This is a genomic window from Bradyrhizobium sp. Tv2a-2, from assembly GCF_000472425.1.
Classification (GTDB): domain Bacteria; phylum Pseudomonadota; class Alphaproteobacteria; order Rhizobiales; family Xanthobacteraceae; genus Bradyrhizobium.
The window spans coordinates 1-13,332 of the sequence record NZ_AXAI01000008.1 but is presented as its reverse complement, the minus strand read 5'-3'; the positions used below and the strand labels follow the sequence as shown (position 1 = coordinate 13,332).

Annotated in this window: 26 protein-coding genes; all 26 read left to right on the top strand. The window is 58.8% G+C overall.

Annotated features, from left to right (window positions below):
• The first annotated feature begins 285 nt into the window (after positions 1-285).
• The 26 genes from A3AI_RS47590 (at position 286) to A3AI_RS0117100 (ending at position 13,149) form a co-directional block, all read left to right on the top strand.
• A complete protein-coding gene (locus tag A3AI_RS47590) occupies positions 286-480 on the top strand; it encodes a hypothetical protein (RefSeq protein WP_024516795.1) in 195 nt (64 codons plus the stop codon).
• 92 nt (positions 481-572) lie between these two features.
• Positions 573-758, top strand: a complete 186-nt coding sequence (locus A3AI_RS0117235) for a hypothetical protein (RefSeq protein ID WP_024516794.1) — start codon at positions 573-575, stop codon at positions 756-758.
• Positions 755-970, top strand: coding sequence for a hypothetical protein (locus A3AI_RS0117230; RefSeq protein WP_024516793.1), 216 nt, complete (start codon positions 755-757; stop codon positions 968-970). The genes A3AI_RS0117235 and A3AI_RS0117230 overlap by 4 nt, the downstream gene beginning before the upstream one ends.
• Positions 967-1,341 (top strand): hypothetical protein, encoded by a 375-nt coding sequence (locus A3AI_RS0117225; RefSeq protein ID WP_024516792.1) that lies wholly within the window; start codon positions 967-969, stop codon positions 1,339-1,341. The genes A3AI_RS0117230 and A3AI_RS0117225 overlap by 4 nt, the downstream gene beginning before the upstream one ends.
• Positions 1,341-1,904 (top strand): hypothetical protein, encoded by a 564-nt coding sequence (locus tag A3AI_RS0117220; RefSeq protein WP_024516791.1) that lies wholly within the window; start codon positions 1,341-1,343, stop codon positions 1,902-1,904. The genes A3AI_RS0117225 and A3AI_RS0117220 overlap by 1 nt, the downstream gene beginning before the upstream one ends.
• A 191-nt stretch (positions 1,905-2,095) precedes the next feature.
• Complete coding sequence (locus A3AI_RS0117210) at positions 2,096-2,299, top strand: hypothetical protein (RefSeq protein ID WP_024516789.1); 204 nt, start codon at positions 2,096-2,098, stop codon at positions 2,297-2,299.
• Between the two features lie 16 nt (positions 2,300-2,315).
• A complete protein-coding gene (locus A3AI_RS0117205; protein ID WP_024516788.1) occupies positions 2,316-2,639 on the top strand; it encodes a hypothetical protein in 324 nt (107 codons plus the stop codon).
• 11 nt (positions 2,640-2,650) lie between these two features.
• Entirely contained in the window at positions 2,651-2,935 is a 285-nt protein-coding gene (locus A3AI_RS0117200; protein ID WP_024516787.1) for a hypothetical protein, read from the top strand.
• Positions 2,936-2,955: 20 nt separating this feature from the next.
• Positions 2,956-3,384, top strand: coding sequence for an HNH endonuclease (locus tag A3AI_RS50250; RefSeq protein WP_024516786.1), 429 nt, complete (start codon positions 2,956-2,958; stop codon positions 3,382-3,384).
• 346 nt (positions 3,385-3,730) lie between these two features.
• Entirely contained in the window at positions 3,731-3,967 is a 237-nt protein-coding gene (locus tag A3AI_RS47585) for a hypothetical protein (RefSeq protein ID WP_156927819.1), read from the top strand.
• Positions 3,964-4,560, top strand: coding sequence for an ERF family protein (locus A3AI_RS42845; protein WP_024516784.1), 597 nt, complete (start codon positions 3,964-3,966; stop codon positions 4,558-4,560). The genes A3AI_RS47585 and A3AI_RS42845 overlap by 4 nt, the downstream gene beginning before the upstream one ends.
• On the top strand, positions 4,557-5,243 hold the full coding sequence (locus A3AI_RS0117180; protein ID WP_024516783.1) for a lambda exonuclease family protein: 687 nt from the start codon (positions 4,557-4,559) through the stop codon (positions 5,241-5,243). Before A3AI_RS42845 ends, A3AI_RS0117180 begins: the two co-directional genes overlap by 4 nt.
• Complete coding sequence (locus A3AI_RS0117175) at positions 5,240-5,488, top strand: hypothetical protein (protein WP_024516782.1); 249 nt, start codon at positions 5,240-5,242, stop codon at positions 5,486-5,488. Before A3AI_RS0117180 ends, A3AI_RS0117175 begins: the two co-directional genes overlap by 4 nt.
• Positions 5,485-5,751, top strand: coding sequence for a hypothetical protein (locus tag A3AI_RS0117170; RefSeq protein ID WP_024516781.1), 267 nt, complete (start codon positions 5,485-5,487; stop codon positions 5,749-5,751). The genes A3AI_RS0117175 and A3AI_RS0117170 overlap by 4 nt, the downstream gene beginning before the upstream one ends.
• On the top strand, positions 5,748-6,500 hold the full coding sequence (locus A3AI_RS45780) for a recombination protein NinB (RefSeq protein ID WP_024516780.1): 753 nt from the start codon (positions 5,748-5,750) through the stop codon (positions 6,498-6,500). The genes A3AI_RS0117170 and A3AI_RS45780 overlap by 4 nt, the downstream gene beginning before the upstream one ends.
• Positions 6,497-6,874, top strand: a complete 378-nt coding sequence (locus A3AI_RS46270) for an HNH endonuclease (protein WP_084800950.1) — start codon at positions 6,497-6,499, stop codon at positions 6,872-6,874. The genes A3AI_RS45780 and A3AI_RS46270 overlap by 4 nt, the downstream gene beginning before the upstream one ends.
• Positions 6,875-6,977: 103 nt before the next feature.
• A complete protein-coding gene (locus A3AI_RS0117150; protein WP_024516779.1) occupies positions 6,978-7,220 on the top strand; it encodes a hypothetical protein in 243 nt (80 codons plus the stop codon).
• Complete coding sequence (locus A3AI_RS0117145; protein ID WP_024516778.1) at positions 7,213-8,241, top strand: hypothetical protein; 1,029 nt, start codon at positions 7,213-7,215, stop codon at positions 8,239-8,241. The genes A3AI_RS0117150 and A3AI_RS0117145 overlap by 8 nt, the downstream gene beginning before the upstream one ends.
• Before the next feature lie 199 nt (positions 8,242-8,440).
• Positions 8,441-8,605, top strand: coding sequence for a hypothetical protein (locus A3AI_RS47580; RefSeq protein ID WP_156927818.1), 165 nt, complete (start codon positions 8,441-8,443; stop codon positions 8,603-8,605).
• A gap of 10 nt (positions 8,606-8,615) precedes the next feature.
• Entirely contained in the window at positions 8,616-8,804 is a 189-nt protein-coding gene (locus A3AI_RS0117135) for a hypothetical protein (protein WP_036048628.1), read from the top strand.
• Positions 8,801-9,217: a hypothetical protein gene (locus tag A3AI_RS47575; protein WP_156927817.1), complete on the top strand. Its 417-nt coding sequence runs from the start codon at positions 8,801-8,803 to the stop codon at positions 9,215-9,217. The genes A3AI_RS0117135 and A3AI_RS47575 overlap by 4 nt, the downstream gene beginning before the upstream one ends.
• Before the next feature lie 2 nt (positions 9,218-9,219).
• Complete coding sequence (locus A3AI_RS0117125) at positions 9,220-9,564, top strand: RyR domain-containing protein (protein ID WP_024516775.1); 345 nt, start codon at positions 9,220-9,222, stop codon at positions 9,562-9,564.
• A gap of 89 nt (positions 9,565-9,653) precedes the next feature.
• Positions 9,654-9,851 carry a hypothetical protein gene (locus A3AI_RS0117120; RefSeq protein ID WP_156927816.1) on the top strand — a complete coding sequence of 66 codons (198 nt, stop codon included), beginning with the start codon at positions 9,654-9,656 and terminating at the stop codon, positions 9,849-9,851.
• Between the two features lie 173 nt (positions 9,852-10,024).
• Positions 10,025-10,792, top strand: coding sequence for a DUF5131 family protein (locus A3AI_RS0117115; protein WP_024516773.1), 768 nt, complete (start codon positions 10,025-10,027; stop codon positions 10,790-10,792).
• A 234-nt stretch (positions 10,793-11,026) separates the two neighbouring features.
• Entirely contained in the window at positions 11,027-12,340 is a 1,314-nt protein-coding gene (locus tag A3AI_RS0117105; protein WP_024516771.1) for a site-specific integrase, read from the top strand.
• Between the two features lie 209 nt (positions 12,341-12,549).
• The gene (locus tag A3AI_RS0117100) at positions 12,550-13,149 is read left to right on the top strand and encodes a PAS domain-containing protein (protein ID WP_024516770.1); all 600 of its coding nucleotides are present in this window, start codon (positions 12,550-12,552) and stop codon (positions 13,147-13,149) included.
• Positions 13,150-13,332: the final 183 nt, after the last annotated feature.

Here is a 13,332-nt window from a genome sequence, read left to right as displayed (position 1 = left end):
CATGATGGTATGCCGCCGATGTCGGTGCGCGCCGAAAAAAGCGCACGGAGCTGCCGAAGTGGCAGGCCCTACGGGGCGAGGCAAACTAGTATCCGGCGGCTCACCCCGCTCCCCTCATACCGGGGCTTGAGGTCCATCCTCAAGGGAGAAAGGCCCGAGCTATGCCCGGAACTAAGAGAACCAACTTTCTGAAAAAAATCGCTACTGATCGCTACATTACGTATTGACACCAATCGCTACATGGCGTAGCTATACGGTCATCAGCACAGTCCATGGGGACCGCAGATGACCACCACAGCCCTACCCAACCCGTTCATGCCGACGCCTGACGATCTGGACGAGCAGATCGCGACCGCCCGGGACATGCTCAACCGCGCCTTCTGGAAGGCTGAGAGCGCCGAGCAGTTCGCCGCGGTCATTCAGATCGAGGCTGAGTATCTGGTGCCGTTGCTGGCGCAGCGCGCGAGCTTGGAGGGCTGAGCCATGACCCAGATCCTTCTCCTGACCATCGCCGCCGCATTCGTCCTCACCCCGCTTCTGTATTGGGAAGCGCGTTACGCAGAGGTTCGGCCATGACCCGCCGGCATCAACTCCGCCTCGTTCACTCGCAGCAACACCGTCGCGCCGCCCGCTCTATCGCCGAGATTCTTGATGGTTCGGCGCCTAAGGCAAAACTCGACCTGGTGGTCGAAAACGATCCCCTGACGGTTGCGGCGCAGGCGTGGATCAAGCTTCTTTTCTGTTGGGAACAGCCATGACCCGGTACAGCGTCACAGTCCCAATTGCGGGATACGCGATTGTTGAAGTTGAGGCCGCCGACGAAAACGACGCAATCGATGAGGCTCTCGGTGCCATCGATTTCAACGACATTCAAGAATGGGAAGCCTACCGCCATCTCGTGCGCGGGCACGTCTGCTCGGCGCCGTACCACAAGGCAGTCGTGGAAGAGATTGAGGGAGATGATGAATGACACATCTCGACATCCAAGCCCATTACGACCGCATCGCCCACATCTCCCGTGACCATTGGCGGCAATACGAGTCCTATGAGGAACACGCCGCGCGGGTGGTCTCAGCCAAGAACGAGGCCGCTTGGTATTTCGACCATGCCACAGCGCTTCAGGCAGCCGCGTACGTGCGTGCAATGCACGACCTGCAGGGATTGTCCGCCCCTGTCTATGACCGCGCCAGAGAGGCCGCTAATCGCGACTGGTACGCCTCCACGGCGGAAGCGCGGAAGCTCTACGAGCGGACGTTTGAAGATTTCATGCGGGACGGTGAGATCCAAGAATCCACAAGCGAGCTTTGGGAAGCGCTGGATGCAACGGCGGAAGCGGCGTGATGAGCAAGGAAGACACACAGCACACGATCGGCCACATCCTCGACAACGGCGAGCATGAGCGCGACGCAATCCATATTGCGGTCGCCCCGGTCATCGCTGGCAGCAAACTGCACGCCGGTCAGCACGTTGGCATTGACGGAGGGGTAGCGATATCAACTGCGCTTGGCATCGTCCCAATCGGCATTGTTGACCCATTCCTCCGAGAGCCGGTCTACCCAGACCAGCAGTTCTGGCTGTTCCTCTACCCGAACACGATCACCAGTCTGAAGCATCTATGGACGCATCCGGCGTTCCCCGCATCATCATCGGTGCCCGACCCGAAGGCCATGTCCGAAGCATGGTTGCGAGATTTCGCCGACGAAGTTGACGCCGACTATGAGGAGATGATGAGGGTCGCAGCCACTCACTGCGATCCAACCAAATACGGCGAGTATCTGAACGAGGGCGGCAAGTGGGAAGGCCAGACAACACCAAAGGAGTTCTGGGACCACTTCTTCAACATCACGGGCAAGAGAGCAGATTCCGGTTATGGCGTGACTGGCATCTTCTCGTGTTCGTGTTGATCGGGAGGCTGCATGATGAGAATGACCACTCTACAAATTATAGCGGCCTCAATAGCGATACTTGTCGCGGCCGTCGCTGCACTAAGGAGCGAATTGCCGGTGGTGTGGCTAGTAAGCGGCATGGCCATGGCGATGGGCGGGTCGGTTATCTGCTCTCAACTAGTGATCCGCGACATGGATAGGGACGCCTGATGTACGGCTTCATCTGGCCCCAGACCGCCGCTCAGGACAGTGACGATAATTTTCGCTGCCATGGTTGTAACGCGCAGGTGTTGATGGCGTCGCCGCGCGAGCAGCGAAGCCTCGAATGCAAGCAGCAGTCGGAGATCCGTCTCTGCTCCACCTGTCTGATCAACCGCAAACCGGTCAGCGTCACGATTGAGTTGAATATTTAACAAGAGGAGGATTGCCGTGGACGCTGAGTTGAAAGCGAAGTGGGTGAAGGCGCTGCGGAGTGGAAAGTATCAGCAGGCGCGAGGGCAACTTAAGGACGGGGACAGATATTGCTGCCTCGGTGTTCTGTGTGACATTGCCGGACGCGGCGAGTTTGAGACCCGAGATCGCCTTGGCGACAGCTTCGTCTACAACGGTGACCGAACTCAAGGGACGTTGCCCGAACAACTTTCCGTTGAGATTGAGCTGAGCCCGATCGCTGAGTCCACGTGCTGGAAGATGAATGATCAGCGATTTCTGACATTCCCAGAAATCGCCGACTGGATCGAAGAAAATTTATAGGAGGATTGCCCATGAAAGATTTGATCACACTCGTTCAGTCCTGCCGCGAGTCACCGCTGACACAGGTAAGCCCGATCTCGGTTTGCGAGGCGATCTGCCTCATTCGGGAGGCGGACAATCCGGAGCTGGCGGCTGCGTATCAGCGGAATGACGAGCTAGAGAGCACGCTTCGCGAAGTCCGGCGCATTATCCATGAAGCAGGGCCCTGGGGACACGGCCCATGCATCGCCGACCAATTCCCGGCCGAGACTCTCGACCTCATCGACATCGCTCTCGATGACATGGTGATCCCTTGAGAAGACGACAACGCAGCGCGGTGGCGAGGCTCTTGTCTCTGTGCGACGCGCCTAACGACGATGCGTGCTGGAATTGGCGCGGCCAACTTGATCGGGATGGTTACGGTATCTTCAGTCGCGAGCGCATCAAAGAGAGGGCTCACCGAGCGTCTTATGAGCTACTTCTTGGCCCGATACCCGCCGGGCTAGTTATTGATCATCTTTGCTTCAACAAGGCCTGCGTCAATCCTCGTCATTTAGAGCCGGTGACCATAGCGGAGAATAGCCGCCGTTTTTATCGAGTTAAAACTCACTGCAAACATGGTCACGAGTTCACTGTAGAAAACACGCGAATCTATACCGACAAAAAACTCAGAACACGCCGCATTTGCAGAGCTTGCGAAGCGATCAACCAGAGGGTCCATCGCCAATGTATATCATCCTCGGCCACAGACCGAAGCAGCATCTGACCTTCGACGATGCATCAGAGGAGTTGAACCGCCTTCGTTCGACTCATCCCAACACGGCCCTCGCCATCTACAAGGTCGGGCGGATACCCGCTGGCGCGTTCGTGAGGGTCGGAGATCATGATCCTGAAGTGAAGCGATCATGAGCAAAGCATTTCAGAGTTCTTGCGGCGGCGTGGAAAATCGAAGACACGCAATGCGAGGGAGCGCCACTCCAAAAACAGGCGCAGACGGCCAGGAAGGTGGGCCACTCGGCTCTGCAGGCCCGCGAGGGAAGCACCCCGAGGAACACATCGCCGGGGTAGCGACCGGCCCGCAAGGAACCATCGACAAGCGCAGGCAGGACGAATTGTACGCGATCAGAAAGGTCAGATGGTCCGGCCCTGAATATCGGGCATTGGTCGATCGCTTCGCCGACGCGGTCCGGAGTTTCAAGATTGCGGTTGAGAACGAGAATTTTGCAGGCATCCGCGAGGCCTACGCCAGCCTGGTCGAGATTACGCACCAGACCAACCATCTCAACGAGGGCCTGCGCCACGCCATCAACGAGTGCATGCGTGAGACTATAGAGGAGTTCCAGCGATGACCCAAAGCGATCAGATCAACGAACTGGCAACGGCGCTCGCCAAGGCACAGGGAGCCATGCAGAACGCGGTCATGAACCGGACGAACCCGCACTTCCGATCGAAGTATGCGGACCTCTCATCAGTCCTTGACGCCATCCGCGCGCCGCTCTCGGCCAACGGCCTAGCCGTGGTGCAGATCATGCAGCCCACCGAGCACGGCATGACCATGAGAACGACTCTGATGCATGCCAGCGGTCAGTTTATCTCGACCGACTATCCCCTGCCCCACACCACCAAGCCGCACGAAATGGGCTCGGCAATCACCTATGCCCGCAGATACTCGCTCGCCGCGCTGATCTGCAACTCCTCCGACGAGGACGATGACGGCAATGCGGCGCAGGACGCCCACAAGGGCAATGGCAAGGCACCGAACGGAAACGGCATCTTCATTACAGCCCAGCAGATAGCGGAACTGCAGAATTTGGCCGGCGAGGTTGGCGCAGACATTCCGAAGTTTTGCAAATACCTCAAGGTCGAATTTTTGGGTGACTTGCCTGCGGGAAAATTTGAAAGCGCCAAGGCCGCGCTGGAGGCCAAAAGGAGTCCGCTGTGACAGAAGAATTGATCCAGGGCAGCGAGGAGTGGCGCCTTGCCCGTTGCGGCTCCCTGGGCGCATCGCGTGTGGCTGACGCCATCGCCAAGACCAAAACGGGCTTTGGCGCTTCGCGAGCGAACCTGCTGGCTGAATTAGCGTGCGAGCGATTGACCGGCGCCCCGACCGAGAAATTCATCACGGCGGCGATGCAACACGGCACCGACACCGAGCCAGAGGCACGCTGCGCATATGAGTTCTATCGGGATGTGAGCGTCGAACAGGTCGGCATTATCAAGCACCCAACCATTGTGGGGACGCATTCGAGCCCAGACGGACTCGTGGGGGGTGATGGGCTAGTCGAGATCAAGTGTTGCCAGGCGGCTGCCCATCTCGAAGTGTTGCTCGATCGCGCCGTCCCAGCGAAATACGTCACCCAGGCCACATGGCAGATGGCCTGTACCGGCAGAGATTGGTGCGACTTGGCCTTCTACAATCCAAGCTTCCCGGAGGCGATGACCCTGTTTGTGTCCCGCGTCGAGCGCGACGACAAGCGGATCACTGAGCTTGAACTAATGGTGAAGGAGTTCCTGAAGGAACTGGACGCCAAGGTCGCCGATCTTCGCACGCTCTACATCGAGCGCCGCTCGCCCCTGCTCAAGAACCTCAAGGCATCCGCCGACCTGGTGGACAAAGCATCATGAGCCATCAGTTCACTGAGCAAGACGACGAATTGGTACAGCGCATCCATGGCACCATTTTGGAGTTTTTACATGCAGAGAACATCAATCCAACGATAGGCATCGTGTCACTTGAGCAAGTTCTGGCAACGATCATTTACAATGGTTGGAAGCACGAAGGTGTCGACATAGACCGATCGATCAAGGGGTTTACCGAGTCCCTGCGCCGGTTCGTCGATGCAAGAGTTAATGAGTGGGGGAGATCATGAGCGACAAGCTGATCGCAGACCACTGGGCCGAGATCGAGCGCCAAAGTGACAAGGACAGAATCTCAGACGAGCAACTCGATCTGGCGCGAGGGCTCTATATGGCTGGGGCCATGGCGGCATTCCACGCCATGACTGGATGGGACCCGGAGTCCGACAACACGTCACTCGAAATCAACTACCACAATATTGCGCTTCTGTTTGAGGAGTTAACCGAGGCCTATCGCACCGGGGCGGGCGAGCTTTATGCAGAGGTGGTGCATTGAACCGCATCGGCATCACCATACGTGGCCCGTCCGATAGAGAGCGCGTGGCTGAGCTGGCCAAGACGCTGGCGGTCGGGATGCGCGTCGAAGTCAAGCCCGAACGCAGGACCGGCGCCCAGAACGATCGCTTCTGGGCCATGTTGGGGGATATCGCTGAGCAATTGCCTTGGCACGGCATCAAGCTGACGGATGAAGACTGGAAATTGATTTTCTTGGATGCGCTCAAGCGCGAAGTCCGCATTGTGCCGAACATCGACGGCAACGGCTTTGTTAATCTCAGCCAGTCCTCATCTGACTTGTCGGTCTCCGAGATGTCCGACTGCATGGAACTCATGGCCGCCTTTGGCGCGAACCATGGGGTTATCTTCAAAGATTCAGACTCGTCCGACGCATCCCCGGCAAACGGCGATCGGACGAAGGTGCCCGGAGGGGCCCTGTCTCCTCCCCAGAGTGCTGACCCTCCGGGCACCAACTTCATTGAAGCGTCGCTGCTCTCCGACGACTGGCGGCACACGTATTTCGCCGCCCTCACCCGCCCAGACGACAGGAAGGAGTCCCTCTTGGCCAAACACGGACTGGCACTCCAGATGCTCGGTGGCGAACCGAGCGAGCGAGAACTGATGTGGATGCGGCTGGCCTTCACCGCAGTCAAGCGCCGCAACGAGGGCCAGCTGCTCCCAGAGCATTTCATGCAGAGGAAAGTTGAGCTTCTAGAAATGCCGCTTCCGGTCGTGGAGACGGCAGCATGACGAGATCAATCAAGGAATGGATCGGCAAGACTCATGATTCTCAAGTACCTCCTCGCGTTAGACTTCGCATTTTTGAGCGCCATAACGGCATTTGCCATATCTCGGGGCGAACAATACGAGCAGGTGAGACGTGGGACCTGGATCACGTTGTTTCTCTTATCAACGGCGGGGAGCATCGTGAGTCTAACCTTGCCCCCGCACTGAAGGCACCACATCGGTTGAAGACCGCGCAAGACGTTGCCGAAAAATCGCGAGTTTATCGCAAGCGCGCGGCCCATCTCGGCATCAAACCGAAGAAGGGCAGACCAATGCCCGGCTCACGCGCGAGCGGCATACGTAAGCGTATGAACGGCACGGTGGAGCGGCGCACATGATCTTCCTTGCGGTCGCCATCCTCCTCGCTGGCCTCCTCTACATCAACTTTCTTCGTCTCGGCAGAGACGAGTACGGCAACCCGCCGATCATCGGGAGGTTGAAGTGACATTCCCTGTAGTCTGCGTCACGAGAGGCCTTTCGTCCCATCCCGGCCTGATCGTCGGCAATACCTACACGGTCACCTCGGTCATGCACGAGCGCACGTGGACCGGGTACCTGCTCGCTGAGATTGCGCCGAGCGCAGGCTGTTGCTGTTTTCTCAGCCAGTTGTTCCAGCCGGCTGTCGAACACAAGGCCGATATCTCGATTTTCACTGACATGCTGCTGGAGGCTGAGAATGTCTGACGAAACGTTGAGTGGCGTTTCTGCCCAAGGATGGAGCCCCGCCGATGTCGCAGCGGCGCAGAACGCGATCATGGACAATCCGTTTTATCACAGCAAGTTCGGGAATAACCCGGTTGCCGCATTTGGATTGGCCAACTCGGCTTTGAAGGCCGTTGCACATCGTCGGTTGCCGGCAGCAAATGCTGCTGAGCCCGAAGATGATTGCTCGTGCGGCGGTGGCGATCTCAGCGGGCATGACGGCATGTGCCCCTATGCCCACGAACCCGCAGCCAGTGCTCCGGCAGCGACGGAAATGGAGGCATCAGACGCGCCCGTTTGGTACGGGCCGGATGAAGCTTCCGCATGGGCCAACGGATACAACGCCGGCGCTGCTCAGCCCCACCCCGCAGCCAGTGCGGCGCAGGGGCCGGCAGGGAGTGTCGGCGTCGAAGAACTTGCCGATTGGTTCTATGACAACGGGCACGAGTTTGTTGTCAGCGACGAAGAGGATGTCTCCCGCGCCATTCTCGATAAATTCGAAGTGCGGCTTCGCGGTCGGTCGCAGCCTGAGACGGACGACCTAGCCGGCAAGCTTCGCGCTGCGCATCAGGACAAGTTAAAACTGTGGGAAGCCATTGCCGGCGGTCCCGAGCCACGCTGCCGCGACTGTGCAGACTTCAATGGCAAGTGCCAAGGCAATGGACTGCCCTGCGATCCCCAAGAGCGCGCCTTGGAGCGCGTGAAGCAACTCCGCGCCCAGCTCGCCGAGACCGAACAGAAGCTCGCCCAGGCCACCGATCGGGTCGAGAGATGCACGGCGGCGCTCCAATACGTTCGCTCGGCCCTCAACAACCCGCAAAACCTAGAAAGCCGAGCGATGGCGTATCGCGCTATCTCAGCCTCGCTTGCATCGACCGATGGGGCGCGTCCAACCTGCAAGCTCTGCGGCTTGGAAGATGGCGCGTGCATCTGTCGGCACCTCCCTCCGCACAATCGGCAGCCTAGCCCTTCCGCTCCCGACGCTTCAATTCCCGATCGATAGCGGTGCGGATCATGTCAACCCGCGCCTCACCCTTCTCAAGACTCGCGTCGATCCGCTCCACGGTTTCCGTGGTCAGCGGCAGGGTAATGCGCTCTGGCCAAAGTTTTTTGCGTCCCATGCTCTTTTTTCGTATGTACGATATTGACGATGGCTGGAATATATCGTATGTACGTAATCACAGTCAAGACGGAGCAAGCAAATGACCTACGTTTCAACAACTCGCCGTCACATTCGCTACCTCGCCAACTTCAACGGTTTGATTCAGAACGGCGAAACCTACGCCTATGGCTTCGACGAAGTGCGATCTCAGCTTGAGGACGCCTTTTACAACGTCGAACTTCTCCAAATTCAATTCCTTGACTGAGGAGAACAAAATGAGGGACGAATTTCTGATCAGCGAAATCAAGAAAAACCTGGATTACCTCCCGACAAGGGGGATGGGCGCCACAGCAACCGCCATTGAGATGCTTATCCAGCGTTTCGAAACTCTGAAAGAGGCTCACCGACTACTTGCCGAGCGCGAGGAGCGCTTGACGCAAGAGTTGGTCGAGCTGCGGCCATGAACAAACGAGATGCAGCGCAGGAAAGTTACGGGGCTGAGGGCCTGCGCCCCCGTGAAGCCCCAGCCTTAATTGAATGTCCGAGGTGTGGCGGTTCTGGTTTCGAAACGCCAGGCACTGGCTACGGGAATGTCTGCTCGCATTGTGGCGGTCTTCGTTGCGTTCCAGATCAGCTTGCCGAATTAGTCAGCAGATTCTCTGCTGCCCTCCTTGAAAAACTTCGAGCCGCCGAAAAGAAGTATGGCTGGAAGAACGGATGGAAGCGCCCGAATTGGGAAGCCGATTGCCAGCGCCAGTTGCTGGAGCATGTTGCAAAGGGCGATCCACGCGATGTTGCGGCCTATGCAGCCTTCTGCTGGCATCATGGTTGGCGCACAGCGCCCATCATTCACGACAAACAACACTCTGGAGAATAGACATGAATAATACCATCGAAAATATCGCCCGCGTCTGCCATGAAGCCAACCGTGCGTGGTGCATCGCTAACGGCGACCACACGCAAAAGGAATGGCATTTCGCCGATCAATGGCAGCGAGACAGCGCAATTGCCGGCGTCTACTTCGCAATCGACAATCCGGACGCTCCCGATAGTGCCCAGCACGACGCCTGGATGGCCGACAAGGTGAAGGATGGCTGGGTCTATGGCGCGGTGAAGGATGCTACGGCCAAGACGCATCCCTGCATCGTTTCGTTCGATCAACTTCCCGAGCATCAGCAGGCGAAGGACAAGCTGTTCCGCGCGGTCGTCAAATCGCTGGCTTGATCGCAGCTCATTTCACAAGACGGAGACGCAACATGACTTGGGTCAAGCTTCACAGGCCGGATGCTGAAAGGCGGGAGACGTGGGTCAACATGGACCGCGTGGCCCAGATGATTGTCGGCGAGTTCTGGGAGATGGGCAGGCAGACGACCCGGCTGTTTACCGGCCACATTGCCATGGCCGCCAACATGGAAACGTCGGCGAGCGATTATTTCTCGATCGATGTGGTCGAAACGCCTGAAGCCATCTTGTCGCTTGCTTCCCACGATGGAGAGACAAGCCGTGGCTGAGCATCAAGCAATCTGGCTGCAACCATGGTGCGAGCGTTGTGCGGTGACCGGCGACGATCGTTTGTGGTGCCAGGACAATGTTTGGGATCCTTGCAGCGAATGCGGCGCTAAGCCGGTGCGCTACCGGATCGACCGCAGGCAATCAGTCCCTTTTAATGAACGGGGCTCAAGCAATGGCTGAGAACAGCAAGATCGAGTGGACGACGCACACGTTCAACCCGTGGATAGGTTGCACGAAGGTCAGCCCCGCATGCGACCACTGCTATGCCGAGGCCATGATGGATACGCGCTACGGCCGTGTCCGCTGGGGAACTGGGGAGGATCGGCAGCGGACATCGGCGGCCAACTGGCAGCTTCCGCGTCGCTGGAATCGCCAAGCCCAAGCGGATGGCTCGCACCCGTTCGTCTTTTGCGCCTCTCTCGCCGATGTCTTTGACAACGAGGTGGACCCGCTCTGGCGCCGCGATCTGTTCAAGCTGATCAATGAGACGCCGAACCTGACTTGGCTCTTGCTGACGAAGCGCATCGGCAACGTCAACAAGATGACGAATCCGTTTGAGGGCAACCCCACCCTTCCTCCCAATACGGCTATCGGTGCCACCATGGCGAACCAGGAGGAATACGACCGCGACCGGATGAAGCTGTGGGACGTTGCCATGGCTTGCGGGCCGCTGTTCACCTTCGCCAGCATCGAGCCAATGCTCGGCCCTGTCATCCTCGACAAGCACGCGCCGGACTGGATTATCTGCGGCGGCGAGAGCGGCCGAGAAGCACGCGAGATGAAGCCGGAATGGGCTCGCAATCTTCGCGACGGCGCTGCGCGGTTCAAGCGCGCGTTCTTCATGAAGCAGATGACGGGAAAGAAGCCAATACCGGGTGACTTGATGATCCGGCAGCTTCCTTCATTTTCAGTCGCATCTGAGGAACGGGGATCAGAGTGAGCGAACCGCTGAAAGAGGCCGATTTCTTGACTGATCTCGAGATCGCCCAGAGATGGGGGGTCTGCGACAAGACGGCCCGGCGCGCCATCAAGGCCCTGGAGAAGGCTGGCGGCTTCCCGCGGAAAGACCCCCTGTTCGGGGGAAAGCGGTACTGGCCGGCAATTGACGCTTTCATGAAACGTCGGGCGGGGCTTATCGTCGCCTCGGTTCCAACAGACGGAGAGGAGAATTGGGATGACGAGGCCCCCGCCCCTAGACGACGCACCAGGCCATCGCTGGCAGTCACGCGCTGACGGCCGCCGCTGGGTCTGCGTTTGGATTGCGCGCACCGACATTGCCAAGGATGGATACAAGCCCAAGACACATCGCGTCTGGCCGCCTGTCAGCACGCCTGACGCCGAGCTCGACGATGCTGCCACGCTCTATATCCAGAGCGAATGCCAGCGCCTGCAAGATGAAATGCACGCCTGGAACAAGGGCAAGAACGAGAAGTCGGGGAACCGCTTCGACGGTACAATCGATAGCTTGATCAACTGTTACAAGTCCGATCCGGACAGCGACTACCAGAAGATCCGCTATCGCTCGACCAAGACATATAACTCGCACTTGGGCCAGATTTCAAAGACGGTCGGAAAGCGGCGGCTGCAGGAGGTCAAAGCCCGCGATCTGAAGCGCTGGTTTGAGAAATGGTCAGCAGATGGCGAGCATATTCCGAGGGCTTCGGGCCGCATGACGATGCTGCGGATGATCCTGGGCTTTGGAGCGGCCATCCTTGAGGATGAGGACTGCCAGCGCGTGCGCGGCATCCTTGAGATCCTGCGGTTTGAGCAGGGCAAGCGCCGCAAGAGCATCATCACCGCAGAACAAGTCATCGCGTTCTGCAAGGCCGCGCGGGAGGCCGGTGCCCCATCCATGGCTTTGGCTGAGCGGCTGAAGTATGAGCTGATCGTGCGGCCCAAGGATGTCATCGGCGAGTGGTTGCCGATGTCGGAGCCCGGAATGTCGGCGATTACCCGCAGCGATGGTCATAAGTGGCTGTACGGCTTTGACTGGCGCGAAGTCGATGAGCACTTCAACCTGGTCCACAGGATCAGCAAGTCACTCCGCGGCAAGCGCGCGATCGCCACTCCGGACGCTGGCAAGACAAAGACCTATAAGCTGCACCTCTATCCCGGCGTGATCGAGGAACTGGCCTTGATGGCAGGGGTCAGCCATGTGAACTTGCGGCGCGACATGTTCCCGGCTGCGGGGCCAATGGTGGTCTGCGAAGATACCGGCTTGCCCTACCCGGATTCGTCGTATCGAAAGGACTGGCGCAAGCTCGCGACCGCGGCCGGGATCCCGACCAAGGTTCAAAGCCGAGATGCCAGGGCCGGCGGCGGGACGCACGCCAAGCGGCTCGGTGCCAAGCCCGAAGACATCCAGCAGGCTATGGGTCATTCGAACGTCGAAACGACCTGGATCTACCTACGGGATGATGATGAGACGACCGCCGAAATTGCCGCCCTAAGGGGCGGAAAACACACGGCGAACGACACTGGCGAATAGCCTCGAACTGCCTCAAGCGATTTCAATTGGTTAATAGGTACAATCGTTAACTTAACCTTAACGGCGCAAACCCCTCGCCTGCCCGTGCCAAATCCGGCTTCCGGCATGGACGCTGCACCGGCCTTCCTGCAAAACGGTTAAGGGAGTGTTAGCGCGCGAAAACGGGACAGAACTGTCCCGGATGTCGCGGCTACCAGTTGAGTGGCGTCATGAAGCATCCGGCGACATCTGCATATTTCGCCTATTGGGACAGCAAACGCGCTGGCGAACGTGCGCCTGATCGCAGCGCGATCGAACCCGGCGAGGTGCGGGAGCTGCTCGGCGACATTTTCGTGCTTTCCTATGACACGACTGCCGGCTTCCCCTTCCGCGTCGCCGGCACGCGGGTTTGCGCGCTGTTCGGCCGCGACCTGAAGGACACGAGTTTCCTGTCGCTGTTCGCGGGCGACAGCCGCCGGGAGATCGAGGACATCGCGACCATCGTCGCCGAGGAAACGCTCGGTGCGCTTGCGGGCGTTACCGCGCGCACGGCTTCGGGCGGCCTCGCCCACCTGGAATTGCTGCTGCTCCCCTTCACCACGCGCGCGCATATGCCGGTCAGCGTGACCGGGCTGCTCGTGCCGTTCGAAACCAATCTCGGCCTGCTCGGCGAGCTGGAGCTGACTTCGTACCGCTATCTGCACCGGCCGGAAAAGATCGTGCCACGCGCCTTGCGCAAGCTCGCCATCGCCCGCGGCTTCATGGTCTGCGGATTCCGAGATGATGGTGCGCACCGTACCGAGTTGATGGCGCGCAGGGTTCCGAAATGATCGCGCGCAGCATTCCGAGCATTCTCCGCGCAGCATTCCGATTTGATCGCGCGCAGTTTCGATGGTGTGAGGCCTGATCGTTGGGCCATTTCTCCGACTGGAAACAGCTTGGAGAATTGGATGCCGACGAGGAGGGTTATCATGCGCCAGGTGCGCGAGATTGTGAGGTTGAGCCTTGAGGCT

Coding starts and splice junctions, on each gene's coding strand:
- A3AI_RS47590 (WP_024516795.1), top strand. CDS start 286: ATGACCACCACAGCCCTACCCAACCCGTTCATGCCGACGCCTGACGAT.
- A3AI_RS46270 (WP_084800950.1), top strand. CDS start 6,497: ATGACGAGATCAATCAAGGAATGGATCGGCAAGACTCATGATTCTCAA.
- A3AI_RS47580 (WP_156927818.1), top strand. CDS start 8,441: ATGACCTACGTTTCAACAACTCGCCGTCACATTCGCTACCTCGCCAAC.
- A3AI_RS0117115 (WP_024516773.1), top strand. CDS start 10,025: ATGGCTGAGAACAGCAAGATCGAGTGGACGACGCACACGTTCAACCCG.
- A3AI_RS47575 (WP_156927817.1), top strand. CDS start 8,801: ATGAACAAACGAGATGCAGCGCAGGAAAGTTACGGGGCTGAGGGCCTG.
- A3AI_RS0117125 (WP_024516775.1), top strand. CDS start 9,220: ATGAATAATACCATCGAAAATATCGCCCGCGTCTGCCATGAAGCCAAC.
- A3AI_RS0117105 (WP_024516771.1), top strand. CDS start 11,027: ATGACGAGGCCCCCGCCCCTAGACGACGCACCAGGCCATCGCTGGCAG.
- A3AI_RS0117120 (WP_156927816.1), top strand. CDS start 9,654: ATGGACCGCGTGGCCCAGATGATTGTCGGCGAGTTCTGGGAGATGGGC.
- A3AI_RS0117145 (WP_024516778.1), top strand. CDS start 7,213: ATGTCTGACGAAACGTTGAGTGGCGTTTCTGCCCAAGGATGGAGCCCC.
- A3AI_RS0117210 (WP_024516789.1), top strand. CDS start 2,096: ATGTACGGCTTCATCTGGCCCCAGACCGCCGCTCAGGACAGTGACGAT.
- A3AI_RS0117235 (WP_024516794.1), top strand. CDS start 573: ATGACCCGCCGGCATCAACTCCGCCTCGTTCACTCGCAGCAACACCGT.
- A3AI_RS0117225 (WP_024516792.1), top strand. CDS start 967: ATGACACATCTCGACATCCAAGCCCATTACGACCGCATCGCCCACATC.
- A3AI_RS0117100 (WP_024516770.1), top strand. CDS start 12,550: ATGAAGCATCCGGCGACATCTGCATATTTCGCCTATTGGGACAGCAAA.
- A3AI_RS0117200 (WP_024516787.1), top strand. CDS start 2,651: ATGAAAGATTTGATCACACTCGTTCAGTCCTGCCGCGAGTCACCGCTG.
- A3AI_RS0117220 (WP_024516791.1), top strand. CDS start 1,341: ATGAGCAAGGAAGACACACAGCACACGATCGGCCACATCCTCGACAAC.
- A3AI_RS0117170 (WP_024516781.1), top strand. CDS start 5,485: ATGAGCGACAAGCTGATCGCAGACCACTGGGCCGAGATCGAGCGCCAA.
- A3AI_RS0117175 (WP_024516782.1), top strand. CDS start 5,240: ATGAGCCATCAGTTCACTGAGCAAGACGACGAATTGGTACAGCGCATC.
- A3AI_RS0117230 (WP_024516793.1), top strand. CDS start 755: ATGACCCGGTACAGCGTCACAGTCCCAATTGCGGGATACGCGATTGTT.
- A3AI_RS0117135 (WP_036048628.1), top strand. CDS start 8,616: ATGAGGGACGAATTTCTGATCAGCGAAATCAAGAAAAACCTGGATTAC.
- A3AI_RS42845 (WP_024516784.1), top strand. CDS start 3,964: ATGACCCAAAGCGATCAGATCAACGAACTGGCAACGGCGCTCGCCAAG.